The following is a 25,548-nucleotide window of genomic DNA, read 5'->3' as shown; positions in this document are numbered from 1 at the left end:
GAGCCGTACTCGTCCTTCAACTCCGAGAAGCAGGATGAAAAGGGCTCCGTGTCCGGATGGCCGACCCCCTTGCGCTCCACCAACTCGTAGGGCAGGTCTTCGATGCTTGATCCACTTCGAGCAAACGAGATCATGGACTGATTTTCTTCCCAGTGGTGCGTGAGAGTTCGATCTGTCAGGCGCTCCGTCAGCCTGTGAATGTCGAAGGTAGCCGATCATGGAACGTTGCCCGATGCAAGGTCGATCCGCTTGACGGGAGAGCATCGCCGCAAGGCCCACGCGGTGCCGGAGGTGACGCGGTCTCGGCGCAAGCGGTGGTCGCCGCAGGTCAGAGCCGTATGATGATTCCTTGGCAGCCACAAACACAGCGAGAGGCCACCGGGGAGAACGGAAGCGACACTTCACCGCTCGAACTGCAGGAGCTCTGCGCACGGCGGCTCCGCCATTCCCGCCCTCCCCGGGGTGAGGGCCTGGGCGGGGACAGCGGACACTCCTCGGCACCGCCTCCCAGAAAGGCTGCGGTCATGCACATGCTCTCGCCATGAACATCGTCGACGAATCCTGCCCGTGCGCACGGAGAGGCCCACTCTGGCGGCAGCGGCTCTTCGAGCAGGCCGAGGGCGTCGAAGACCCGGCCGGCGAGGACGAACCGTCCCGGACCGACGGGAAGGGCATGACCGGACCCCGAACAGACCTCACATCGGCCGGCCCCGGGATATCGCGATCCTGCTGCCGGTCCGAGGCCGTGCCCGCCCAGACGAGCGGTCCCGCGGCAAGGACGCCGAGGAGCGCGGGGAGGGTGCAGGATCGTGTCACAATGATCGCACAAGGGGTTCCCTGGCCACAGGCATCGTGAGAAGCGGGCCGCCGTGCCCCTTTTTGAACGGCGCCGCCTCGGGCCGGTCGCGCCCCGATCGATGAACCGGCGCAGGCTCGTGAGAGTATGTCTTCGCTGTGGAGACGATCGGGAGGATGCGCCGTGAACGCCCGCCGACTATTGGTCACCGGCGCAAGTGGCTCTGGCACGACGACGCTCGGTATGGCCCTGGCCGCACATTGGGCCGTCCCGCACGCTGACGTGGACGACTATTTCTGGGTGCCGTCCGAGGACCCCTACACGGTCAAACGGGACAGCCGGGACCGCGTGCGCCTCATGCATGAGATATTTCTACCGCGCCCCGCATGGGTTCTATCCGGGTCGGTCATGGGATGGGGCGAGCGGATCGTTGATCGCCTGGAAGGCATAGTCTTCCTCGAGCTCGATCCCGGGGTGCGCCTTAAGCGGCTCAAATCCAGGGAGTACCGCCGGTACGGCGCAAGGATCGACCCTGGAGGAGATCGCCAGTCGAATCACGAAGAGTTCATGGACTGGGCCCGGCGGTATGATGATCAGGATTTCGACGGCCGTAGCCGCCGACGCCACGAGGAATGGCTGGCCTCCCTCGACTGCCCTTTGCTGAGGCTGGACGCCTCAGACGAGCTGGCGCTGCTCGTGAAGTTCGTGAGGAACTGGGCGGGCGACTAGGCTTCCCGCACGACCGCGATCGTGGAGTCGGCAGAGGAGGCCAGTCGACGGCAAGCGCGCTCATAGAGGTCGGCGACCCGCTGCCCGTCGTCACCGTTGAAGGTCTCGGTGTCCCACTGGAAGTGACACAGTGCCCCGCCAGGCGTCCGCAGCACCTGGAGCGCCATCTCCGCCATGGCTTCGCCTGTCGAAGGGTTGGGCCGTTGCTCGACGCTCACGGACGAGAACAACGGAGCCAGGGGGTGAAGGCTGTGGAAGATGAACAGATTGCGGAAGAGGGTCTCAGGAAAGCCCTGCATTTCCCGGCCGATGACATCCTGCAAAACGAACGCGAGCGGCATCTCCTGATGGCTCTGTGCATCTCGTAGTGCGCGGGCCGTCGCGATCACGAGCTCGCGAAGCGATCGCTCGGGGTCGATCACGACACGAACCGCCTGTGTATTGGCCAGAAATCCCATGCACCCGTCGGAGGGCCGGCGTCGACGATTCGCCATCGGCACACCGACGGTGACATCGGATTGACCGGACTCGATCGCAAGGATCACGTTGTACACCGCCAGCGCGACCGTTGCGAATTCCCGCTGCTGGCAGGGGATCCGCACCGGCTCCTCGAACTCCCGGGTGTCTATCAGCAGATCCGCTTGGCCTGCCGGGAGTACGACGTGATCGGTCTGGCTTTCCCGGGCGTTCCCGGGATCCAGCACTTCGGACACACCGGCCACGCGGCGTGGGGCGTCACGAACGCGGTGGCCCACTCCGATCAGGTCTTCCGTGAGCGCCTGGCACACAGCGAGCACGGCCTGGCCGCTGCCGGCCCCCTAGGAGACGAACCCGTCGATGTGCTCGAGACGCGCCTTGCCGTGCGCGGAGACGACCACGAGGCCATCCGCTGTGTCGAGACCGGCCGAGGAACCGTCGTCGTCGACGGAGACCTCTGCTACAGCATTCGCCAACCCGCCCGTGTCCTCTGCGACCTCGGGTTTTCGGCGTTCAGGCCGCTGCTGCGGGCGCGTTCGGCCGAAGACGTGTTCTCAGCACTGAAACGCTGGGTCGACCCGGTCAACCGGGTTCTGGCCGCGGACACCGGCGGACGGGTACTGCGCGGCACGGTGGGGGTCACCCCGAAGCTCGACCGCGAGCGTCGCTGGCTGCCCCAGGAGCCCTCGGAACCGCAGGGCTGGCGTGATCCGTCGCCACCGGCTTCGGTGCAGGGGTGGGCGGTGGACGCCAACGAGCTCCCCGCCGACCGTCCCGACCACGACCTCGGTGACTCCTACCCCTCGGCTGCGCGGGCGGATCGCATCCATGTACTCCTCGGACGACTCACCGGCATGATTCCCGAGGACTTCTGGCACATCCACGCCGACACCCGGAGTGCACCGGCGGTAGACCTGGTCGATCGACTCCGCCGAATCCGCAGTGGGGCTTCACTCGGTCCGTCCGCGAGGACACTCGCGGAGGAGCTCGAGGCATGGGACGGCCACATGGATCAGGAGAGTCGCGCTGCGGGGCGTTTCGCCGCCTGGCGTTCGTCCCTCGTGCGCAGGCTCGTCGGCCACCCGGCCCTCGCCCCACTCGGCTCGCCCCACGGCATGGGCGGGATCTTCGACGCCTGGTTCGATGTCCCGCATCGCATCGCGGCCTCCTTGGAGAGCCTTCTCGACGCCGATGAACTGGGGATCGACGCCGCCACGGAAATGCTCGGCGCACTCGAAGCCGCAGCCGGCGAAACCGTCGACCGCTGGGGCGACCGCCACGCGCTCGCGCCGCTGCACGTCCTGACCGACATCGCACCCATGGCCGCCTCGCAGATACCGTCGGTGGGTCTCCCCGGAGACACCGACACGGTGGCTGCGAACGCCTCGGTCCCCGGCGTGACCGACCTTGCCTTCGGCGGACCCGTCGCACGCTGGATCTGGGATCTCGGTGACCGGGACCGAAGCCGCTGGAGCGTTCCCTTCGGCGCGTCCGGCGTACCGACGAGCCCTCATTTCGCCGACCAGCTCGACACCTGGCGAACCGCCTGCACCACCCAGGTCGTGACCGACTGGTCGCGATTGCGCGAGACGCCCTGGCCGGCCTCCACGCCTCCTGTCCACCGTCCTATGACGGCACCGTCCAGTGACGGACGGGATCAGGGGGACGGCCGCTCCGACACGACGCTCGAAGGCCGGTGACAGGACCGGCTCGTCCCCTCTGACCACGCACGGTCGGCGGGACGGGAGCCCCGGCCCGCCGACCGCGCACAAGTGCATCCGCCCACCCGGTCACTCGGCCGTCATTCCGGCTCCGTCCGCTTCAAGGAGGTCTGATACCGCTGCGGCTTCGGGGGGCCACGTACAGCGGGCCGCCGGCGCTCGGTTTCCGGAGAGGCGCTCAGGCCCACTGGATGGCGTCGGCCGCCCTTCCGTCGAACCCTCCAGAGGGCGTCTCCGGAAGGTCCTCCAACAGGACGAACCGGCCCGGCACCGATTCCTCCGGCAAGCGCTCGCGCAGTCGGCTGCGCAGGTCGGCGGTGTCGCACCGCTGCGACCGGCCCTGCCAGGGGCGGTTGGTCGGCCAGAGCCCCGCTCCGGTTCCGGGGAAGACCGGGACGCCGCCCGGTCCTCCCTCGTCCCGACGGCGGACCAGGGCGACGTCGTAGGAGCCGTCAGGGGCCGAGGACGCCCAACTGACGTGGGCGTCATAGGGCAGCTCCTCAGCCAGTCGCCAGAACTCCTCCGGGTCGGCCCCCGCACCTCGGTCCTCCGTCTCCACCGATCCAGCACCGGAGGTGAGGTCTGGGGCGCGCAGCGCCCGCTCGGCGGCGTGGTCGGCGCGGACACGCGGATTGGGAACCGCTGTCAGACCGAGAACGGCGGGCCGCTCCCGCTTCAGCCTGTCGGCCAGCTCGTGCGGGCCGGTCCCCAGCTCCTCCCACGGCGTCCATTTCCCTGGCTCCACGAGGGCGGACGGCGGTTCGTCGAGGTGGACGAGCACGTCGTAGCGGTAGTCGGTCATCTCGTTGCGGTACCGGCCACGCTTGGGCATGACCGCCACGTGGGCGACCCGGTCCATCCGGCCGCGCAGCCCGGTGAAGTAGGAGGGGTCGACCACCAACTCCACCCCGGTTCCGCAGCGGGCCTCCACCGCGGCGCGCACGCGCTCCGGTTCGGCGTCCTGCCCGGCTCGGACCAGCTCCACCCCGGTGGCGAAGGCCGGGTTCACCGCGGCCGAGCGGACGTCGCCGACGAACAGGACGCCGCGCGGCCCCAAGGCCCGCACCGCCCGCTCGACGACGCGTTCCAGGTACGCGGCGTCCGGGAAGTACTGCACCACCGAGTTGAGCAGCACCGTGTCCACCGACCCCTCGGGCACGCCCGCGCTCTCGTCAGCGGCCGCCCGCACCAGGCTCAGATGGCCCGGCAGCGCACCGTCGAAGGATTCGGCCAGCCGGGTCAGGGCGTGCTCGGAGAAGTCCGAGGCGGCGTAGGACTCCACACGGTCGATCAGCCGGTGCAGCAGCAGCCCGGTGCCGCACCCGATCTCCCACACCCGGCGCGGGGCGAGCGCGCCGATCCGGGACAGCGCCCGGCCCAGCCATTCGGCCATCTCGGTGGCCGGCACCTCCAGGTCGGTGTAGCTGCTGACCCAACCCCGCACGTCGAAGCGGGCCTTCTCGGAGTCGGGCCGCAGGTAGAGGTAGTCGTAGAGGGAGCGCCACTCGGCCACCTGGCGGCCGGCGAGCCCGTCTGCCCCGGCCCGGAGCGCGCGGCGGGGCACCACATAGGCGGAGAGCACATCCGGCCCGTCCGGGTGCGGCGGCCGCACACCGCACCGCTCGACCTCCGGAAGGTCCTCCAGTTCCCGCCGGACCCGCTCGACATCCATGCTCTGCACTGCTTCCTCCCTCTCCTCCGGCGGCGCCGGCGCGCGACGGCAATGGCCTGTCCCGGGCGGTCCGGGGATCAGGACTCCTCGCCGGTGCCCGGACCGCGGTCCGCCCTGTGCTCGGCGCCCCCGCCCTCGGACTCCGCCTCCTCCTCGTCCCCGGAGATGTCGGACTGGCGCACCATGGTGGCGGCGATGAGGAGCGTGAGAACGGCGACCCCGGCGGCGGTGAACATCACCGCGGAGGCCCCGGAGGCCACCGCCCGCTCCACGACCTCGGCGACGTTCCTGGCGGCCCCTGAGGTCAGCTCGGCGATCCGGTCCACATCGCCCGTCGCGGCGGCGTGCGCCACGTCCGCCCGCTCGCCCTCGGCGAGCGCGGGGTCGGCGGCGGCCGCGGCACCGATGCGGGCCTTGTACACCACGCCGAGCAGCGCGGTGCCGGTCGCGGCGCCGATGGAGAAGAGGCTGTTGATGGTCCCCGAGGCCATCCCGTGCCGCTCGGCGGGAACGGCGCCCATGCCGACCGCCATGATGGGCGCCGAGGCGATCCCTCCGCCCAGGCCCCACAGCGCGAGCGGTCCGACCAGGGACCACACGGAAGCGTCGGGCACGAAGACCAGGGCGAGCAGCACCGCGGCGAGGAGCTTGGCGCTGTAGCCGGTGATGATGATCCGGGCCGCGGAGAACCGGGCCATCGCCTTTCCGGCAAGGATTCCCGCGGGGATCTGCAGCAGGAAGACCGGGAGCAGCAGCAGGCCGCTCTCGAAGGGGCTCCGTCCCAGGGCGACCTGGAAGTAGAGCACGAAGTAGACCGACCCGCCGATGGTCACCACGCGGGTCAGGAACGACATCAGCGCCGCGGCCGTGAAGCTGGGGGTGCGGAACAGCGACAGGTCGAGCATCGGGTCCGAGGCGCGCCGCTCGACCGCGATGAAGACGCCTGCGGCCAGCGCGGTCGCGGCGAACAGCCCCAGGGTCGCGGGGGCGGCCCATCCCTGGTCCTCGCCCCGGGTCAGCCCCAGGTTCACCAGCGCCAGGGCGGCGACCAGCAGCAGCGCGCCGGGCAGGTCGAGGCGCCCGGACCGCCGCGTGGGCTCCTCGGCGGGCAGGCGGGTGACGGCGAGCAGGAACGCGACCAGCCCGATGGGGACGTTGATCAGGAACATCCAGCGCCAGTCGGTGTAGTCGACGATCAGGCCGCCGAGGACGGGGGCCGCCGCTCCGGAGGCCGACAGGGCGGTGCTCCAGATCGCGATGGCCATGTTGCGCTCCTGGCCCTCGTGGGTCTGGCTGATCAGCGCCAGGGAGTTGACCATGACCATGGCGGCGCCGACCCCCTGGAGGAGCCGGAAGACGTTGAGGGCGAGCACGCTGGGCGCCGCGCCGCAGGCCAGCGAGGCCAGGGTGAACACGGCGATGCCGAGGATGAAGACGCGGCGCCGCCCGTACCGGTCCGACAGGCCGCCCACGGTCTGCAGGGACGCTCCGAGGGCGAGCGCGTAGGCGATGATCACCCACTGCACGCCGGCCAGGGTTCCGCCGAGGTCGGCCTGGATGCGGGGGAGGCCGACCGAGACGATGGTGATGTCGACGACGAGCAGCATCGACGCCAGGGTCGCCATGACGAGCACGATGCGTCGCCGTGCGGGTGTCAGGGGGGTCATACACGGCCTTTCCGGAGGGTCACGGTCACCGCACCGCGAACGCGGGGGCACGGCGCATGCGGGTATTGCAGTGTGACCGGGCGAGCACACCGCGCCACATCCACCGCAGAGGCTAGCCTCACCTAACCACGTTATGCAAGTCCTCGCTGTACTGTTTTTCGATTCCGGCCTATAACGGCCGAACGCCTCAAAAATCAGGACTAAATCGGGCAGAATCGTAGTCCCGCAACCCGATTTCGAAACGGAACGTCGAATTGAAGACCACGCGATGAGCCGCTCCCCGACCCGAGTCCGCCTGGTCATCGCCGAAGGCCACACGCTGATCCTGCGCGGCCTGCGCGCCCTGCTGGAGGCCGAGCCGGCGATCGACGTCGTCGGCGAGGCCGGCGACGTGCGCCAGCTCACCGCGACGGTGCTGCGCCGACGGCCCTCCATCGTCATGACCGGGACCGACCTGCCCGGCGGCGACCTTACGGGCGCGCTCGCCCGGATCGACCGGTCGACCTCCCCGCGTCCGGGCACGGTGCTGCTGGTGCACGGCGACCTGTCCCCGCTCGAGGCATTGGACGCGCTTCGCCGCGGAGTACGGGGAATGGTGTTCAAGGACGAACCGACCAACGACCTGATCGCCGCGGCCGTCACGGTGGCGCGCGGCGGAGCGCTGTTCAGCCCGAGGATCGCCCCGCTCCTGGTGACCGGAGCGGACGAGGCCGCGCGGACGGACGGTCCCCCCGTCCACGGCCGCCCCGGGCCCGACTCCCTCGGCCGACTGACCCGCCGCGAGGCCGAGGTCTTCCGCCTCGTGGCCCAGGGCGCCTCCAACCCCGCCATCGCCGCCCGGCTCTCGGTCTCCGAGGCCACCGTCAAATCCCACTTCAACCGCGTGTGCAAGAAGCTCGGCCTGACCAACCGGGTCGAGGCCGTCATCCACGCCTACGAGTCCGGCGTGGTCAGGGGCGGCGGCCGGAACGCCGGGCGCCGCTGCTCGGCCGGCTGACCGGCGTCCGGAAGGCGGATCGGGGTGCGCACTCATCCTCCGGTCCGCCTTCTGCGCGCCGTCCCCCTGCGCGCCCGCTCCGCCCGGTGCCGCCCCCGGCTCGCACCGTCCCGCCCGCCGGCCTGCGGTCCGCCCGCGTCCAGCCGACGGGCGACCCCCGCCACCGTGGGGTCGTCGAGCAGCCAGTCCATCTCGACCCGGCGCCCCAGCCGCTCCTCCAACCGCTCGCGTGCGTGCATGAGCTGCAGCGAGGTGCCGCCCAGGGCGAAGAAGTCGTCGTCCGGCCCCGCCCCGGCGAGGCCCAGCACCTCGCACCATGCCTGCGCGACCACCGCGCGCGTCCCGGACACGGGCGCGCCGGCCGATGCCCCGCCGCCCGGCGCCGGAGGGGCGGGCAGCGCATCCCGGTCGAGCTTGCCGTTGGGGGTGAGCGGGAGCGCGCCGATCGGCGCGAACTCCGCCGGGACCATGGAGGCCGGCAGCCGCTCGGCCAGGAAGCCGCGCCAGGCGCCCGGGGCCGCCTCCTCCCCCGGGGCCGGAACCACGTAGGCGGCCAGCCGTGACGCGCCCGCCGGGTCGGAACGGGGCACCACCGCGCACTCGCGTACGCCGGGGCAGGCCAGCAGCACCGCCTCCACCTCGCCCGGCTCCACCCGGTACCCGTCGATCTTCACCTGCCGGTCGGTGCGCCCCAGGTAGTGCAGCACCCCGCCGTCCCCGCGGCGCACCAGATCCCCGGTGCGGTAGGCGCGCCCGCCCTCTCCGGGGGAGGGGACGAAGCGCTCCGCGGTCAGCTCGGGTCTCCCCAGGTATCCCTCGGCCAGGCACGCCCCGCCGATCAGCAGTTCGCCCTCGCCCTGCGCACCGCCCCGCCCGTCGTCCACCAGGTCGTCCACCAGGGCCCGCACATGCGGCAGCGGCGCACCGATCGGGGGCAGGTCCGGCCACGCGGCAGGGTCGCCGGTCAGCGCGTGCGCGGTGACCACGTGCGTCTCGGTCGGCCCGTAGTGGTTGTGCAGCTCGGCTGCGTCGAGGAGGGAGAACCAGTCGCGCACCGCCCCGGTGACACGCAGCCGGTCCCCGGCGCACACCACACGGCGGAGGCGCGGCAGCGGCGGCCCCCCGACGGCGGCCACGGCCACCGGGTGCAGCACCGCCGAGGGCAGGAAGAGCCGGTCGATCCCCTCCCGCGCGAGCAGCTCCACCAGCGCTCGGGGATCGCGGCGGTCGCGCTCGCGCGGCAGCACCAGAGTGCCCCCGGCGCACAGCGTGGCGAACACCTCCTGAAAGAACACGTCGAAGCCCATGGCAGCGAACTGCAGCGTGGCCCGGCCCGCCAAATCGCCCTCGGCCGCCAGGTGCCAGTCGATGAGCGAGGCGAACGCGGCGTGCCCCATCACCACCCCCTTCGGGGCGCCGGTCGAGCCGGAGGTGTAGAGGATGTAGGCGTGGCCCCCGCGCTCGGTGCCCGGCCGCGGGGCCGCGGCCCCCGCCTGCACGGCCTCCGCTGCCAGTCCGTCGAGGTCCGCCACCGGCACCCCGGCCGGGGCGCGCTCCGCCGGGCCGTCCGCAACGACCAGGCGCACACCCGCGTCCGCGGCGATCCGGTCGAGACGGGCCGCGGGCTGTCCCCCGTCCAAGGGGACGCACACCCCGCCCGCCCGGGCCACCGCGAGCAGCGCCGCGACCGCGCCCGGGGTGCGGGTCGCCGCCACCCCCACCGGCTCGCCCGGGGTGATCCCCCGCCGCAGCAGCCCCGCGGACGCACGACCGCTCAGCTCCGCCAGCTCCCCATAGGAGAGCGCCCCGGAGGGCCCCCGGACGGCCGTGGTCTGCGGGGTGCGGGCCGCCTGGGACAGGAACGGCTCCACCACGCTCGCGATGCTCACCCTGCCCCCCTTCCCTTGCGGGACCCGTCCCTGCGCGACCGGGCCGAGCGGCGCCGCTCGGCCCGGTCGCGGCCGCGTGCGCCGTCGGCGCCGCCGGGCCCGTCGCCGTCCAGGAAGGCGGCCAGCCCGCCCACCGTAGGGTGCCGGAACAGGTCCACCATCGGCACCAGGCGCCCGGTGCGCTCGCGCAGCAGGTCCTGCAGGCGGGCCATCCGCAGCGAGGTGCCGCCCGCGTCGAAGAAGTTCCGTGCGGCGTCCACCTCGTCGGTGCCCAGAACCGTGCACCACAGCTCGGCCACGGTCCGCGCGGTGGTTCCGGTCGCGGCGGCGGGGCGGGCGGCGACGGCCGGGGGCGCATCGGAGAGCGGGCGCAGCCCCGCCTCGCCGACCGGGAGGCCGTCCTCGACCGGCACGAGTGCGCACCGCGCCCCCTGCGGGAGCGCCCCGCGCAGCGCCTCCTCCGCGCGCGTCCGGGCCGGCGGACCGGCGTCCTCCGAAAAGCGGACGTAGGCCTCCACCCAGGTGGTCCCGTCCGACCCGATCCGGCCCACGACCCGGCGGTCGGCGACGCCTTCCACGGCGGCCAGGGCCCGCTCCGCCTCGGCCGGCCGGGCCGGCGCCCCGGCGGCCGGTATCCGGGCCGCCAGAGGGTCGACCAGGTCGATCCGGGCGCCCTGGGCCGTCGGCCACAGCCGCGCCCGCTGCCCCGTCGGCTCCGGGGCCCCCGCCCCGTCGGCGGTGTGCAGCTCTCCCACCTGCCCCCATGCCGCGGTCCGCCCGTCCGGGGCCAGGACCGTGAGCCGTTCCCCGGGGAACAGGACCGCGGCGACGGTCCCGGGGTGCGGGACGGTCGGCACTTCGGAGCCGACCGGCGGCCCCGGCGGGTCCGGCGGCCGCAGCCGGGAGACCGGCAGGCCGGGGTCGTCGGCGGCGGCCGCCAGCAGGGCGGCCAGGTCGTGCAGGTCGCGGTCGATGGAGGCGGCGTCGAACAGGTCGGTCCCGTAGACCGCGGTGCCGGTGACGCGGTCGGGGTGCTCCCAGAAGTGCAGTTCGAGGTCGAAACGGGTGGAGCCGCGCTCGACGGGCAGCCGCTCGGCCCGGACCCCGGGCAGGTCCCAGTGGGTCCGGGGCGGGTTCTGCAGGGCGAGCAGCACCTGGAAGAGCGGGTTGCGCCCGGGCAGCCGCTCGGGCCCCACCTCCTCCACCACCTGCTCGAAGGGGGTGTCCTGGTCGGCGAAGGACTCCAGGCAGACCGCGCGTGCCCGGTCCACCAGGGCGCCGAACCCCGGATCCCCGGACAGGTCCACCCGCATCACCAGGGTGTTGACGAACAGGCCGATCAGGCCCTCCAGGTCCGGGTGGGAGCGTCCGGCGACCGGTGTGCCCACCGCGATGTCGGACTGGCCGCTGCGGCGGTGCAGGAGGGCGGCCACGGCGGCCAGCAGCACCATGTAGACCGTGGCGCCGCGGTCCGCGCACAGTCGGCGGAGTCCGGTGCGGGCCGCCTCGGGCAGCGTGAAGTCCCGCCGCGCCCCGGCGAAGGAGGCCACGTCCGCGCGGACCCGGTCGGTGGGCAGGTCGAGCGCGGAGGGCGCCGCCAGCCGGTCCCGCCAGCGCGCCAGGCGCCGGGCGGCCTCCCCCTCCGCCGGGAGGTCGCGCTGCCATTCGGCGAAGTCACCGTATTGGAGCGGCAGCGGTCCGAGCCGGTGGGGCCGCCCTTCCAGGGCCGCCCGGTAGAGCTCGCTGAGCTCCCGCTCCATCACCTTCAGCGACCACCCGTCGTGCATGATGTGGTGCATGCTGAAGAACAGCAGGCGGTCCCGGTCGGAGAAGCGCAGCAGGGAGACCCGGAACAGCGGCGGGCGGGCCAGGTCGAAGGGGCGGCGGAGCAGTTCCGGCATCAGCTCCCGGACCCTGTCGGACTCGGCCGGGTCGGGGCCGTCGCCGAGGCCGCCCGCGCCGGAGAGGTCCACGGTCTCCCAGGGGACCTCCACGACCGGGGACACCACCTGGAGCGGTTCCTCCCCGGACACCGCGAACGAGGTACGCAGCACCTCGTGCCGCTCCACGAGCCCGGCCAGCGCCGTGCGCACGGCGTCCTCGTCCAGCGGTCCGCGCACCCGAACCGCCATGGGGATGTTGTAGAAGTGGTCCCTGGGGTCCAGCCGGTGCAGGAACCACATCCGCTGCTGGGCATGGGAGGTCCGGAAGACGACCACGTCCTCGGCGGACGCCTCCCCTGCGCCGTCCCCGGTACCCGCCGCGTCCTCCGACGCGAGCATGTGCCACCTCCTCCGTGTCGTCGCGGGCCGGGCGGTCTCCCCGCCGACCGCGCGCTGGTCGCTGTCGCGCTCCCCGTTCGCTCCGTGCCCCGCGGCGCGGGGCGCGGGGCGCGGAGCGGGGCCGTCATGCGTCCCCGCCCCCTGCTCCCCCGCCCAGGACGAGGGAGCCGTCGGCGGCGCGCCGGGCCCGGCGGCCGCGTCGGCCCGAGACGGGAGCCGGGCCGGTCTCCGGCGCCCCGTCGGCGCCGTCCGCCGGGACGGGGAGGCCCTCGGCCAGCCCCGCGACCGTCGGAGTGTCGAACAGGCTCCGCATGGAGCAGTCGGTGCCGAACACGGCGCGCACGCGCGCGGCGATCTGCATGGCCAGCAGGGACTCCCCGCCCAGGTCGAAGAAGTCGTCGAGGACGCCGACCCGGTCGAGGCCCAGCACCTGGGCCCAGATCCCGGCGAGGCGCTCCTCGGCCGGGCCGCGAGGCGCCGTGTACGGGGTCTCCAGGTCGGGGCGGCGGTTGAAGCCGCCGGAGGCCGGCGCGGACTCCGCGGGGCGTTCCCGAGGGCGGCCGTCGCCGACGACGGCCGAGACCAGCACGTGGTCGGCCGCGTCGGCGCCGCCCGTGCCCTCGGCGTCCGGACTCGGCTCGGCGGCCGTCCGTTCGAAGCCCTCCTCCTTCAGCAGCCGCAGCCACGTCGCCGCGGACACCAGCGGGGACCCCGACCGCAGGTCATCGTCGTAGGCCCACCACCCCTCGTACAGCCCGGTGGTCAGCAGCGACCAGCGGCGCTGGCGGACCGCCTCCAGCAGGACCAAGGCGCCGCCCGGCTCCAGCAGCGACCGGGCGTTGCGCACGGCGCCCCGAAGGTCGGGCAGGGCGTGCAGGACGTTGAATGCCAGCACGAGGTCGAAGCCCCCGGGCCCGTACCCCTGTGCGGCCGGGTCCGCCCCGATGTCCAGCACGCCGAAGCGCATCAGGTCCAGGCCGCGTTCGGCGGCCTCGCGCTGGGCGTCCAGAACGAAGGAGCGCCCGACGTCGGTGAAGTGGTACTCCACCGGACCGGCGCCGCGCAGCGCCTCGGCCACCGTCCAGGTCAGGTAGCCCCGCCCGGCGCCGACCTCCAGGATCCGCACGGGCCGCCCGGCGGCGCGCACGGCGTCGGCGGCCGCGGCCGCCGACGCCTCGCGGCCCGCGGGCACGTCGCTGTCGGCCAGCCTGCGGTCGATCACCCGCCGCTGGAGGGTGTCGTCCCCGTCGGGGAGCAGGACCTCGTTGCCGTCCTTGCGGCCGCGCAGCACGGCGTCGTAGTCGGCCGCGCAGCGGCGCAGCAGCTCGACGTCGGCGGCGAGGTCCGGGCGCCGGGCCAGGAGGCCCTCGGCGGCCGGCCCCGGGGCCGGGACGGTCCCGGCGGCCGGGAGGAAGCGCACGCGGTCGCCGTCGCGGGCCAGCGCGCCGTCCTCGGCGAGGACGCCGAGCATCGCCGCGAAGAAGCGCCGGTGGCGCGGGACGACGCCGAGCCGGTCGGCCAGCTCCGGCACGGCGGCCTCGACCCCGGGACGGGGGTCGGCTCCGGACCGTCGCAGGTATTCCAGGACGAGGCCGGTGGCGAGCCCGTCCAGTTCGGCCTCGTCCCCGCCCCGGGCCGCCCCGGCGGGCCGGGCGGCGCGCACCTCCCGCAGGCGTTCGGACAGATCGGAGGGATCCCAGGCCAGGGCACCGCGGTCGGCCGTCCGGGCCGCGCCCCGCCGTGCACCGGCCGGCGGGTCGATCCAGTACCGGTGGCGCTCGAAGGGGTGGCCCGGCAGCGGCACTCGTCGGCGCGGTCCGCCGCGCGCCGCCCAGTCCACCGGTACGCCCAGCTCCCACAGGCGCCCCAGGGCGCCCAGGAACACCGCGTGGGCGGGGCGGCCGCTGCGGCCCGACGGCACCGGGGCCACCCGGTCCAGCGGCCGCCCGCCGCCGATCAGGCTGGCGGTGCGGGTCAGCGCCTCCCCCGGACCGGCCTCCACCAGCACCGGCGGCGCCTCCCCGACGCCGTCCCCGGTACCGACCCCCAACAGGGTCTCCATCCCCTCGGCGAACCGGACGGGGGCGCGGGTGTGCCGGACCCAGTAGCCGGGGTCGGTCGCCTCCCCGTCACGGAGCCACGTGCCGGTCGCGTTGGAGACCACCGGGATGTCCGGGGCTCGCAGCGGCACCTTGGCGACCACCGCGCCGTAGTCGTCCAGCACCGGGTCGAGCAGGGGCGAGTGCGCGGCGGCGGCGAAGGCCACCGGCCGGTGCTCCACACCGTCGGCGTCCAGCCGCTCGGCCAACCGGCGCAGGGCCTCCCGGTCCCCGGAGACCGTGCACCGCCCGGGGGCGTTGACCGCCGCGACCGCCGACCCCGGCTCCAGCAGCCCGGTCACCTCCTCCTCGGAGAGCAGGACGCCGAGCATGCCCCCGTCGGCCGCGGCCTCGCGCATCAACCGCTCCCGCTCCACCAGCAGCGGCAGGACGTCCTCCGGGGTGAACACCCCGGCCAGGCAGGCGGCGGTGTACTCGCCCAGGCTGTGCCCGATGAGCGCGTCGGGCCGCACACCGGAGGCCATGAGCAGGGACGCGGTCGCGTACTCGGCGGTGAACAGCCGAGGGAAGACCGACCGGCCGTCCTCGTCGGCCGCCGTGCCCTCCAGCAGCGCGGCGCGCAGCGCCGGCCCGCGGCGGCCGAGGGCGGCGGCGCACCGCTCGACCGCCTCGGCGTACACCGGCTCGGTCCGGTGGAGCTCGGCGCCCATCCCCGGGTACTGGACCCCGGCGCCGGGGAGGACGAACACCACCTCGGGCCGCCGCCGCGGGGCCGGGCGCCCGCCGTCGGCCGCCTCGGCCAGCCGCTCGGCGGCCTCCCCGGCGTCCCGGCACACCACGGTGCGCCGGTGCGGGTGCGCCTCCCGGCCCACCTGGAGGGTGCCCGCGACGTCGGCGATCGGCACGTCGGGGCGGGCCCGCAGGCGGGCGGCCAGCCGGTCGGCGGCGGTGCGCAGTCCCCCGGCCGTGCGCGCCGACAGGGTCAGCACGGCCGGTCCCCGCGTCCGGGGCCGGTCGTCGGGCGCCGGTTCGGGCGCCTCCTCCAGCACCGCGTGGGCGTTGGTCCCGCCGATCCCGAAGGAGCTCACCCCGGCGACGCGACGCCGCCCCCCGCGGGACCAGGGCTCGGGGCGGCCGCTGATGCGGAAGGCCGTCCCGTCCAGTTCCAGCAGCGGGTTCGGCGCGGTGAACCCGGCGAGCGGCGGGACGACCCCCTTCTCCAGCACCAGCACCGCCTTGATCAGCCCGGCGATCCCGGCGGCGGCGTCGGCGTGCCCGATGTTGGCCTTGACCGACCCCAGCGAGCAGAACCCCCGGTCGCCGGTCGCCGCCGCGAAGACCCGGGCCAGCGCGGCCACCTCGATCGGGTCGCCCATGGGGGTCCCCGTGCCGTGCGCCTCCAGGTAGCCCACCCGTTCGGCGCCGATCCCGGCCACCGCGAGCGCCGCGGCGACCGTCTCGGCCTGCCCGTCCACGCTGGGGGCCGCGAACCCCACCTTGCGGTCGCCGTCGTTGCCCACCGAGGTGCCCTTGAGCACGGCCCGGACCGCGTCCCCGTCGGTGAGGGCGTCGCCGAGCCTCTTGAGCACCACGGCGCCCACCCCCTCCCCGGGGACCATCCCGGCCGCGGCCGCGTCGAAGGGGCGGCACCGGCCGTCCGGGGAGAAGGGGCCGTCCTTGACGTAGCGGTAGCCCCGGCCGCGGGCCGCCTCCAGGGTCGCCCCGCCCGCGACGGCGGCGTCGCAGCGGTGGGCGATGAGGTCCTGGACGGCCGTGTGCACCGCCACCAGGGAGGTGGAGCAGGCGGTCTGGACGGCGATGGCCGGGCCGGTCAGCCCGAGCGCGTAGGAGACGCGGGCGGGGAGCGTGGAGCCGGCGTTGGCCAGGTGCGCCTGGTGGGCGGTCACGGTGTCGTCCGGGTCCAGTCCGGGGTGGACGTTCTCCAGGAAGTAGCGGCTCTGCGCCGCCCCCGCGTACACCCCGGTCGGGCCCGGCATGGACCGCGGGTCGTACCCGGCGTCCTCCAGCGCGTGGTAGGCCGTCTCCAGGAAGAGCCGCTGCTGGGGGTCGAGCACGGCGGCCTCGCCCGGGGTGTAGCCGAAGAAGGGGGCGTCGAAGGCGTCCGTTCCGTCGACCACCGACTCCACCGCCACCAGGGCGGGGTCGTCGCCGGCGGCGGCGAAGGACCGGGCCGCGACCCGCCCCTCGGCGATCACCTCCCAGTAGGCGTCGAGGTCGGGGGCGCCGGGGAAGCGCCCCGCCATTCCCACGACGGCGATGTCGAGTTCGGGGTCGGCGCCGGCCGGCGGGCCGGCGCCCTGAGCGGTGTCGGACGGGGTCACTGGGCTCCTCCGGCTCTGCGGCGACGGGAGAGGACGGCGCGTGTGGTCCGGGCGCGGCGGACCGCGCCGTCGAGGTCCCCGGCCGGACCCTCGCTCCCGGCCAGGTGGGCGGCGAGGGCCGCCACGGTGGGGTGGGAGTACAGGTCGACCATGGACACGTCGCGGTCCAGGCGGTCCTTGAGCAGTGCCTGGACCCGGACCAGCAGCAGGGAGTGGCCGCCCAGGTCGAAGAAGTTGTCGTGCACCCCCACCCGTTCGGCGCCGAGCGCCGCGCACCAGGCGTCGGCCACGGCCCGCTCGTACCCGTCCCGGGGCGGGGCGGCCCCGGACGGGCGGTCGGGGCCGGGCGCGGGCAGCGCCGCCCGGTCGACCTTGCCGGAGGGGGTGAGCGGCAGCGGGTCGAGGAAGGTCACCGTGGCCGGGACCATGCTCTCCGGGAGGGCCGAGCGCAGCTCCCGGCGCACCTGGTCCGCGGTGGGGGCGGCGCCGTGCTCGGGGGCGCAGTAGGCGGCGATCCGGTCCCGGTGCACCGCGGCCACCCCCTGACGCACCCCGCGGCAGCGGCCGAGCGCCGCCTCGACCTCCTCCAGCTCGATCCGGTGCCCGCGCACCTTGACCTGGTTGTCGGCGCGCCCCAGGAATTCGATCTGTCCATCCGGGCGGAGCCGGGCCAGGTCGCCGGTGCGGTAGAGGCGGGCACCGGGTTCGAAGGGGTCGGCGGTGAAGCGCTCGGCGGTGCGCACCGGGTCGCCGACGTAGCCCCGGGCCAGCGGGGTGCCGCCGATGTGGATCTCCCCGGGCACCCCCACCGGGACCGGCCGCAGCCGGCGGTCGAGCACGTGGATCCGGGTGTCGGGGTTGGGCCGCCCCATGGTGATGCCGCCGGTCGCCGGCTCGTCACGGTAGACGCGGCAGGCCACGCCGATGGTCGCCTCCGCCGGCCCGTACCCGTGGTACATGGTGGCGGCGCTGCGCTCGCGGAAGCGCGCGTACAGCGTCGGGGTGAGCGCCTCGCCCCCGCACCACACGTGCCTCAGCGAGCGGGTGGCACGGAAGAAGTCGCCCCGGTCCAGCATGGCGTCGAGCATCGAGGCGACGATGTAGACGAAGGTGACCCGCTCCCGCTCGATCAGGTCGAGGAGGTGGGCGGCGTCGCCGTGTCCGCCGGGGTCGGCCACGACGAGGCGGGCGCCGACCACCAGCGGGAGGAAGATCTCGTTGACCGAGATGTCGAAGCTCATCGGCGCCTTGTGCAGGACGGCGTCGTCCGGTCCGAGGCCGAGCATGGCGGCCTGCCAGGGCAGGCGGTTGCAGATGGCCTGGTGCCGGATGACCGCGCCCTTGGGGGCGCCCGTGGAACCCGACGTGTAGACGATGTAGGCGGCGTTCTCCATCCGCGCGCGGGGCGGTCCGCGGCGGACGCTCCCCGCACCGGCCCCGCCGTCCTCGGTGCCCGCACCGCCGGCGGCGTCGGAGGCATCGGAGGCGTCAGAGGCGTCCGCCGCGTCGACCTGCGGCATCCCCGCGTCCAACGGGGAGTCGGCGGCGGTGACCACGGCCACCGGGCGCGCCTGCCCGGCCACGCCGACCAGGCGGGCCCGGGGCCACCCCGGGTCGAGGGCGATGAACGCCGCGCCGGTCTTGAGCACCGCGAGCAGTGCGACCACCAGCTCCGGCGAGGAGTGCAGGTGCACACCGACCGTGCGCTCGGGCCCGGCCCCCAGTGCGGCCAGCCGGGCCGCCAGCCGGTCGGCCGCCCCGTCCAGCTCCGCGTAGGTGAGGGTGCGCCCCCGCGCGACCACGGCGGGGGCGCCGGGGGTCCGTGCCGCCTGCCTCTCGACCATGCGGGCCAGCGGCTCGGTCTGGTCCCCCTCCTTGGGGCCGCGGCTCCATTCGGCGATGAGCTCCTGTTCGGCGGCGGTGAGCAGCGGCAGGTCGCGGGCGCGGCGCCCGGGATCGGCGCAGACGGCGGCGGCCAGCGTCTCCATGTGGCCCAGGATCCGCTCGGCCGTGGCGGGGACGAACAGGTCGTCGCGGGCCGTGACGGACAGCTCCAGCCCTCCCTCCGCGGCCTCGGCCGCCTCCAGTACCAGGTCGAAGCGGGCCGTGCCGTCGTAGACCGGGAGTTCGGTGAAGCGCACCCCGGCCGCCTCCGCGGTGCGCGGGGGCGCGGCCACGTAGGAGAAGACGGCGTCGAACAGGGCGGTGCGCCCCGGCTCGCGGGGCGGGCGCACCTCCTCGACCAGGCGGTCGAAGGGGAGCTCCTGGTGGGAGTAGCCGTCGGTGCAGGTGCGGGCCACCCGCGCCAGCACCTGCCGGAAGGGGGCGTCCGGGTCCACCTCCGTGCGCAGCGCAAGCGTGTTGCCGAGGTTGCCGATGAGCCGTTCCAGCTCGGGGCGGTCGCGGTCCACCACGGGGCTGCCCACCACGATGTCGGTGGCGCCGGAGTAGTGGTGCAGCAGCACCTTCCACAGCGCCAGCACCAGGGTGGCCACCGTGGTGTGCTCGGCGGAGGCCAGGGCGCGCAGCCCGGCGGCCGTGGACGCGGGCAGCGCGCGGCCGCGCCGCAGTCCGCCCGTGGCGGGGCCGGGTCCCCGGGACAGGTCGGTGGGGAGCGCCGGGGGCACGGGCACGGGGTCCAGGCGGGACCGCCAGTAGGCCAGCGCCTCGTCCGCGCGCCCCTGCTCCAGGGTGGTGTTCTGCCAGTGCGCGTAGTCGGCGTACTGCAGGGGCGGGGGCGGCGACGCCGCGCCGCCGTCCGCGTACCCCTCGGCGATCTCCTCCAGGAGCAGCCCCCAGGATGTGTCGTCGAAGGCGATGTGGTGGACGGCGAGGAGCAGCGCGTGCGCGTCCGGGGCGAAGCGCAGCAGCCGCGCCCGCACCGGGATCTCGCTCTCCAGGTCGAAGGCGGCGCTTCCGAGCTCCACGGCCCCCGCCTCCGCGGCCCGCCGCCGCTCCCGGTCCCCGGCCGCCGCGGAGTCGGCCACCGGGACCTCCAGCCGGTAGCGCTCGGCGGGCACCTGCTCCACACCGCCCGCGCCGTCGGCGCGGTAGGTGGTGCGCAGCACCTCCGAACGGTCCACCGCCCGGCGCAGCGCCCGCTCCAGCCGGACGGGGTCCAGCGGTCCGTCCAGCCGCACCGCGCCGCACAGGTTGTAGGCGGCGCCTCCGGGGTCGAGGCGCTGGAGGAACCACATGCGCCGCTGAGCCGGGGAGAGCGCCGCGGGCGCGCCCTGCGGGCGGGGTCCGACCGCGGGGCCGCCTCCCCCGCCGCCGCCGAGTCCGGCCTCGGCCAGCCTGCGGCGCAGCAGCTCGCGCCGCCTGTCCTCTGCTCCGCTCACCTTCCGCTCGCTCCCTTCGCCCCGCCCGCCTCGGAGCCGCCCGCGAGCGCGCGGTCGACCTCCTCGGTGCTGAGCCGTTCGATCTCCAGGACGATGCGGGCGGTCCGCTCCAAGGCGTCGCCGTCGCCCTCCTCCGACATCAGGGCGGCCATCGCGCGCACGCTGGGGGCGGCGAACAGGGTGCGCAGCCGGATCGTCGCCCCTTCGAAGAGCCCGCGCAGCCGGGCGACGATCCGGGTGGCCGCCACCGAATCCCCGCCCAGGGCGAAGAAGCCGTCCTCGGCGCCGACCTCCGCCCGGTCCAGGCCGCGCGCCCACTCGGCGGCCAGCACCCGTTCCAGGTCGGTGCGCGGGACGGCGCCTCCGGCCGGTGCGGGCGCCTCCGGTGCGGGCAGCGCCGCGGTGTCCACCTTGCCGTTGGGCGTCAGGGGCAGCCGGTCCAGCACCGTCAGGGTGGCCGGGACCAGGTGGTCGGGGAGCAGGCCGCGCAGGTGCGCGCGGAGTTCAGCGGCGGTGGGCCCGCCCTCGTCCACCGCCGTGTACCCGGCCAGCGCCCGGTGGCCGGGGCCGCCCTCGCCGCCGACCGCGGTCACCGCGGCGGCACGCACCGCAGGATGGTCGCGCAGGGCCGCCTCGATCTCGCCGGGCTCGATGCGCCGCCCGGCGATCTGGACCTGCCGGTCGGCGCGCCCGGCGAACACGATCACTCCGTCGGGGCGGCGCCACCCCAGGTCGCCGGTGCGGTACATGCGCTCCCCGGTGTCCGGGTCGGTGGTGAAGGCATCCCGTTCGGCCTCGGCGTCGCCCGCGTAGCCGAGCGCGACGCCCGGTCCGGAGCAGTACATCTGGCCCACGGCCCAGACCGGGCGCTCGCGCATGTGCTCGTCGAGGATGCGGTAGGCGGTGTTGGGCACGGGGCGCCCGTAGGGGATGGACGGCCCGTCGGCGTCCCCGGGCCGCACCCGGTGCCAGATGTTCCACAGCGTCGTCTCGGTCGGACCGCCCACGCTCACCGCCTCGGCTCCGGGCGCGGCCCCGGCGAGGCGCCCGGGCATGTCGGTGGGGATCCAGTCGCCGCCGAGGAAGGCCAGGCGCAGCGCGGGCAGCCGGGTCCCGGTGCGCTCGAGGTGGTCCAGGAGCATGCCCATGGCGGCGGGCACCGAGTTCCACACCGTGACCCGGTGCTCGGCGGCCATCCGGGCCCAGTGCTCGGGGTCCTTGCGGTCGGCGTCCTCGGGCAGCACCACGGCCGCGCCCGCGCCCAGGGCGCCCAGCAGGTCGAAGGCGGACATGTCGTGGTGGGCGGCGGTGACCGCCAGGACCCGGTCGTCCGGACCGATGCCGAACGCGTGCACAGTGGCGTCCAGCGCGTTGACCAGCCCGCGGTGGGAGATCACCGCGGCCTTGGGGCGGCCCGCTGTGCCGGAGGTGAAGATCGTGTAGGCGGGGCCGTCCGGGGTGGCCTCCGGGCCGGGGCCCTCGTGCGGCCCGGGGTCGGGGTCGGACGCGGGGTCGGCGGCCAGGAGCCGCCGGACGCCCTCGGGCCAGGGCCGGTCCAGGGCGGGCTCGGTGACGAGGAGCCGCGCCCCGGCCGCGCGCAGCTGCCCGTCGATGCGCGCCGGCGGCTGGTCGGGGTCGATCGGCAGGTAGGGCGCGCCCGCGAGCAGGGTTCCCAGGACCGCCGCCGCCTGGTCGGGGCCGAGGCGGGTGAGCACACCCACGGGGCGGTCCGCACCGGCGCCCCGGCGGCGCAGCCGTCCGGCCAGGGCGTGGGCCCGTTCGTACAGTTCGCCGTAGGTGAGCTCGCCGGAAGAGGTGATCAGCGCGGTGCCGTCGGGCCGCGCGGCGGCCCGGCGGGTGAAGGCCGCCTCGGCCCGCTCCTCGGGCACCGGGCGGTCGGGGCCGCGGGCCGACGGGGGTGCGGGCGGCGGCGCCGGGTCCTCCTCGCCCCAGGCCGCGTCCCCGTCCGCCAGCCGTCCGACGAGTGCCGCCAGGGCGGCGAACATGTCCGCCACCATGCCGTCGGGGAACAGCGCCTCGCGGACGTCCCAGTTGACCACGAGCTCTCCGGCCCGGTCCTCCACCACCAGGTCCATCCACACCTGCGGGGTCTGGGACACCGCGTACCCGGGCTCCAACAGCCCGCCGAGCAGCGCGCGGTCCTCGCTGGGCATCGCGGTGGTGCTGGTGAGCACCACCGGCATCAGCGGCCCGTCGAACCGGCCGCGCAGGCGCATCAGCTCGCGCAGCACCCGGACCCCGCTGGTGTACTGGTGGCCCAGGTCGCTCCAGAGCCGGTCCTGCACGGCCTGTGCGCGGTCCTCGAAGCGGCCGCCGGCCCCGGCGTCGACGGTCAGCAGGGTGAAGCTCGCGAACTCGCCGACCACCTCGTCCACCTCGGGGTGGACCGGGAGCCGGTTCAGCCGCGGCACACTCACCGTGAAGCGGGGGGACCGGCTCCATCCGGCGAGCACCTCGCAGTAGGCGGCCAGCAGCGCTCCGGTGGAGCTCAGCCCCCGGTCGGCCGCGCGCTCCCGGAACGCCCGCCACCGCTCGGGGGACAGGCGCGCGGTGCGCCGCTCGAAGCGGGCCCGCGCCGCCGGGTCGACCCCGGCCGCCAGCGGCAGGTCGGGGGCGGGGGCCAGCTCGGGAAGGCGCTCCGACCAGTACGCCCAGGAGCGCTCGTGCAGCGGGGTGCGCTCCACGCGCGCGGCGGCCAGCACGCAGTCGCGGTAGGTCGGCCCGACCGGGCCCAGGTCGGCGCCGGGGTCGCGGTAGTAGGCGTCCAGGTCGCGCAGGAGCACCCGGATGCTGGCGAAGTCGGCGATGAGCGCGTCCAGGCTCAGGCACACCCGGACGCGGTCCCCGTCGGTGAGCGCGACGGCCACGGTGAACAGCGGCCACCGGTCGGCCGGCCGTACTTCGTGGGAGAGCCGCTCGCGCAGCCCTTCCAGCCCGGTCCGCACGTCCTCGGGGCCGCGGCCCCGGAGGTCGGCCACCTCGATGCGGTAGTCGGGCACCTCCGGCAGCACCCGCTGGCACATGCGCTCGGGGTCGATGACGGCGCGGAGCATGTCGTGGCGGCGCACCACCCGGCGCCAGGCGTCGGCGAGCCGGTCCAGGTCCACCCCGGAGCCGTCGAACTCCCGGTAGACGTGGGCGGAGACGCCCCCGGCGGCGATGCCGCCGGTGCGGCCGACGGCGTAGGCCTGCTGCTGGTCGGTGAGGGGGAATTCGGCGTACCGGTCCTCGGGGGCCGGGACCGCCTGCGGCAGCTCGTCGGCGGGCGGCGGGGCCTCCGCCTTGCGGCGCGTCACGGCGGCGGAGACCGCGCCCAGCGTTCCGGCCCGCAAGAGCGTGTGCAGGTCGAGGTCGACCGCCAGCTCCTCGCGGACCCGGTTCATCACGCGGATGGCCAGCAGCGAGTGGCCGCCGAGGGCGAAGAAGTCGTCGTCCAAGGCGACCTCGCCGACCCCGAGCACATCGGACCAGATGGCCGCGACCGCGCGCTCGATGGCGGTGCGGGGCGCTCCCCCGCCCGCGGAGGCGGGCTCGGGGTCCGGCAGGGCGTCCCGGTCGGTCTTGCCGTTGGCGGTCACCGGCAGCTCGGGCAGGAGCGCCACGTGCGCGGGGACCATCGGTTCGGGGAGCAGGCCGCGCAGGTGCTCCTTGAGGGCGTCGGGGGTGGGGTGGGTGCCCGCCGCGGCGCACGCGTAGGCGGCCAGCGCCCGGTGGCCGGGCCGGTCGCCGTGGGCGAGCGCCTTGACCGCGGCCGCGCGCACCGCGGGGTGGGCCAGCAGCGCCGTCTCCACCTCGCCCGGCTCGATCCGGTGGCCGCCGATCTGCACCTGCAGGTCGCGGCGGCCCAGCAGTTCGATCACCCCGTCGTGCCCGCGCCTGCCCAGGTCCCCGGTGCGGTAGAGGCGTTCGCCGGTCTCCGGGTGGACGGTGAACGAGGCCGCCGTCCGCTCGGGGTCGCGCCAGTACCCCTGGGCGAGGCCGGCGCCGCCGATCCACAGTTCGCCGGACACCCCCGCCGGCCGGGGGCGCATGGCGCCGTCGAGCACGTGCCAGGTATGCCCGGCCACGGGTGTGCCGTAGGGGATGCTCGTCCAGGCCGGATCGACCCGGTCGACCTCGTGGAGCAGGGCGATGATGGATGCCTCGGTGGCGCCGCCCACACTGGCGAACCGGCAGCCGGGGGCCAGCGCGCGGGCGCGGTCGGGCAGGCCGAGCGGGATCCAGTCGCCGCCGAGCAGCACCAGCCGCAGAGGCGGCCCGTCCGCGCCGGTGCGCTCGGCGTGCTCACACGCCGCCTCGAACAGGGCCGGAGCCGACATCCACAGCGTCGCCTCCCGCTCCCGGCCCAGCTCCAGCCAGTGGGCGGGGTCGCGGACCGCCCCGGGGTCGGGCACGACGACCGCGCCGCCCGCGCACAGCGGCGCGAGGAGGTCCCAGACGGCCAGGTCGAAGGAGAAGGAGGAGACGCTCAGGGTGCGGTCCCCGGGGCCGATCCCGAAGCTGCGGACCGTGTCCAGGACGGTGGTCAGCGCCCCCCGGTGGGAGACGGCCACCCCCTTGGGCTCGCCCGTGGAGCCGGAGGTGTGCACGATGTAGGCCGGGTCCGTCGGCGTCTGCGCCGGTTCGAGCGGGTCGGCCGGTCCCCCGCCCCACGCGGAGGGGTCGTCCACCGCCAGCACCCGCACCCCTTCGGGCCAGGAGAGCCGTGCGGCCAGGTCCGTCCGGGTGAGCACGGTCCGCGCACCGACGGCGGCGAGCAGGCGGGTGCGCCGGGCCTCCGGCAGGTCGGGGGCGAGCGGGCACCAGGGGGCGCCCGCCTCCAGGGCGGCGAACGCCGCCACCGGCTGGTCGACGCCCTTGTCCAGGCAGACCGCGACGGGGGTCGCGGCGTCCGCGCCCCGCTCGCGGAGCAGGCGGCCGATCCGGCGGGAGCGCTCGACCAGCTCGCGATAGGTCAGTTCGGCCGTCGGGGAGAGCACCGCGGGGCGGTCCGGGTGCCGCTCGGCCGTCGCGGCGACCGCCTCCTGGATCAGCCGGTCCGTGCCGGGGGCCGGGGGCCGGGCGTTGGCGTCGGCGTGCATCCGGGCGTGCCGTCGGGGCAGGCGCGCCGCCGGTGCGGGCGAGGTCAGAAGTAGGGGGTCGGCCGCCGCACGGGTGAGCAGGTCGACGGTGGCCGCGTAGGCCTCGGCCGCCTCCTCGGCGTCCGCGGACCGCCACGTCAGCACGGTCCCTGACGGCCCTTCGGCCAGGGCCAGCCGGACGCGCAGGTCCGCGCGGCCCGGGTCGAGAGTCCACGGCCCCGCTCCTGAGGCGGCGGGGCCGAGCGCACGGGCGCGCTCGGCCAGGGGGGTGCGCACACCGCCCTCGAACTCGGCCGCGGCCCCGTCGGGGGCGGACACGCGCACGGCCGCACGCGTCCCGTCCGCCCACAGGGACAGCGCGTCGGCGGCGGCCGCGCACACCAGGGCGGCCGCACCGGGCCCGCCCTCCCCTGTGGCGGCCATGGCGGCCCATCCGGCCCCGTCAATGGTGAAGGTCCGCTCCATCGTTCCTC

Annotated in this window: 11 protein-coding genes; 3 read left to right on the top strand and 8 right to left on the bottom strand. The window is 75.3% G+C overall.

Annotated elements, in window-relative coordinates; translation table 11 throughout:
• Positions 1 to 979: 979 nt before the first annotated feature.
• Complete coding sequence (locus tag C892_RS0119975) at positions 980 to 1,525, top strand: AAA family ATPase (RefSeq protein WP_040685511.1); 546 nt, start codon at positions 980 to 982, stop codon at positions 1,523 to 1,525.
• On the opposite strand, the gene C892_RS30105 is transcribed toward C892_RS0119975, so the two are convergent.
• Positions 1,522 to 2,229, bottom strand: coding sequence for a condensation domain-containing protein (locus C892_RS30105; RefSeq protein WP_239647459.1), 708 nt, complete (start codon positions 2,227 to 2,229; stop codon positions 1,522 to 1,524). The two genes, C892_RS0119975 and C892_RS30105, sit on opposite strands and share 4 nt — an antisense overlap.
• Between C892_RS30105 and C892_RS29290 the strand changes: the two genes are divergently transcribed.
• Entirely contained in the window at positions 2,110 to 3,702 is a 1,593-nt protein-coding gene (locus tag C892_RS29290; RefSeq protein ID WP_239647458.1) for a penicillin acylase family protein, read from the top strand. The genes C892_RS30105 and C892_RS29290 overlap by 120 nt on opposite strands.
• Before the next feature lie 199 nt (positions 3,703 to 3,901).
• Here C892_RS29290 and C892_RS0119960 read toward each other — a convergent pair whose 3' ends face one another.
• Positions 3,902 to 5,395: a class I SAM-dependent methyltransferase gene (locus C892_RS0119960; RefSeq protein ID WP_017558613.1), complete on the bottom strand. Its 1,494-nt coding sequence runs from the start codon at positions 5,393 to 5,395 to the stop codon at positions 3,902 to 3,904.
• A 77-nt stretch (positions 5,396 to 5,472) separates the two neighbouring features.
• Complete coding sequence (locus tag C892_RS29285; RefSeq protein WP_017558612.1) at positions 5,473 to 7,062, bottom strand: DHA2 family efflux MFS transporter permease subunit; 1,590 nt, start codon at positions 7,060 to 7,062, stop codon at positions 5,473 to 5,475.
• A 268-nt stretch (positions 7,063 to 7,330) separates the two neighbouring features.
• On the opposite strand from C892_RS29285, the gene C892_RS0119950 reads away from it, so the two are divergent.
• Positions 7,331 to 8,059, top strand: coding sequence for a LuxR C-terminal-related transcriptional regulator (locus C892_RS0119950; RefSeq protein ID WP_017558611.1), 729 nt, complete (start codon positions 7,331 to 7,333; stop codon positions 8,057 to 8,059).
• Positions 8,060 to 8,091: 32 nt separating this feature from the next.
• On the opposite strand, the gene C892_RS29280 is transcribed toward C892_RS0119950, so the two are convergent.
• The 5 genes from C892_RS29280 to C892_RS29260 all read right to left on the bottom strand — a co-directional run bounded on the left by C892_RS29280 (position 8,092) and on the right by C892_RS29260 (position 25,540).
• Positions 8,092 to 9,948, bottom strand: a complete 1,857-nt coding sequence (locus C892_RS29280; protein WP_017558610.1) for a non-ribosomal peptide synthetase — start codon at positions 9,946 to 9,948, stop codon at positions 8,092 to 8,094.
• Positions 9,945 to 12,230 carry a condensation domain-containing protein gene (locus C892_RS30100; RefSeq protein WP_020379997.1) on the bottom strand — a complete coding sequence of 762 codons (2,286 nt, stop codon included), beginning with the start codon at positions 12,228 to 12,230 and terminating at the stop codon, positions 9,945 to 9,947. Before C892_RS30100 ends, C892_RS29280 begins: the two co-directional genes overlap by 4 nt.
• Positions 12,231 to 12,354: 124 nt before the next feature.
• A complete protein-coding gene (locus C892_RS29270; protein WP_017558609.1) occupies positions 12,355 to 16,632 on the bottom strand; it encodes a type I polyketide synthase in 4,278 nt (1,425 codons plus the stop codon).
• On the bottom strand, positions 16,629 to 19,973 hold the full coding sequence (locus C892_RS29265; protein WP_051060571.1) for a non-ribosomal peptide synthetase: 3,345 nt from the start codon (positions 19,971 to 19,973) through the stop codon (positions 16,629 to 16,631). The genes C892_RS29270 and C892_RS29265 overlap by 4 nt, the downstream gene beginning before the upstream one ends.
• Entirely contained in the window at positions 19,970 to 25,540 is a 5,571-nt protein-coding gene (locus C892_RS29260) for a non-ribosomal peptide synthetase (protein WP_017558608.1), read from the bottom strand. The genes C892_RS29265 and C892_RS29260 overlap by 4 nt, the downstream gene beginning before the upstream one ends.
• Between the last annotated feature and the right edge of the window lie 8 nt (positions 25,541 to 25,548).

It is taken from the genome of Nocardiopsis baichengensis YIM 90130 (assembly GCF_000341205.1).
In the GTDB taxonomy this organism is placed as follows: domain Bacteria; phylum Actinomycetota; class Actinomycetes; order Streptosporangiales; family Streptosporangiaceae; genus Nocardiopsis_A; species Nocardiopsis_A halophila.
This window is presented reverse-complemented; position numbering and strand designations above follow the sequence as displayed.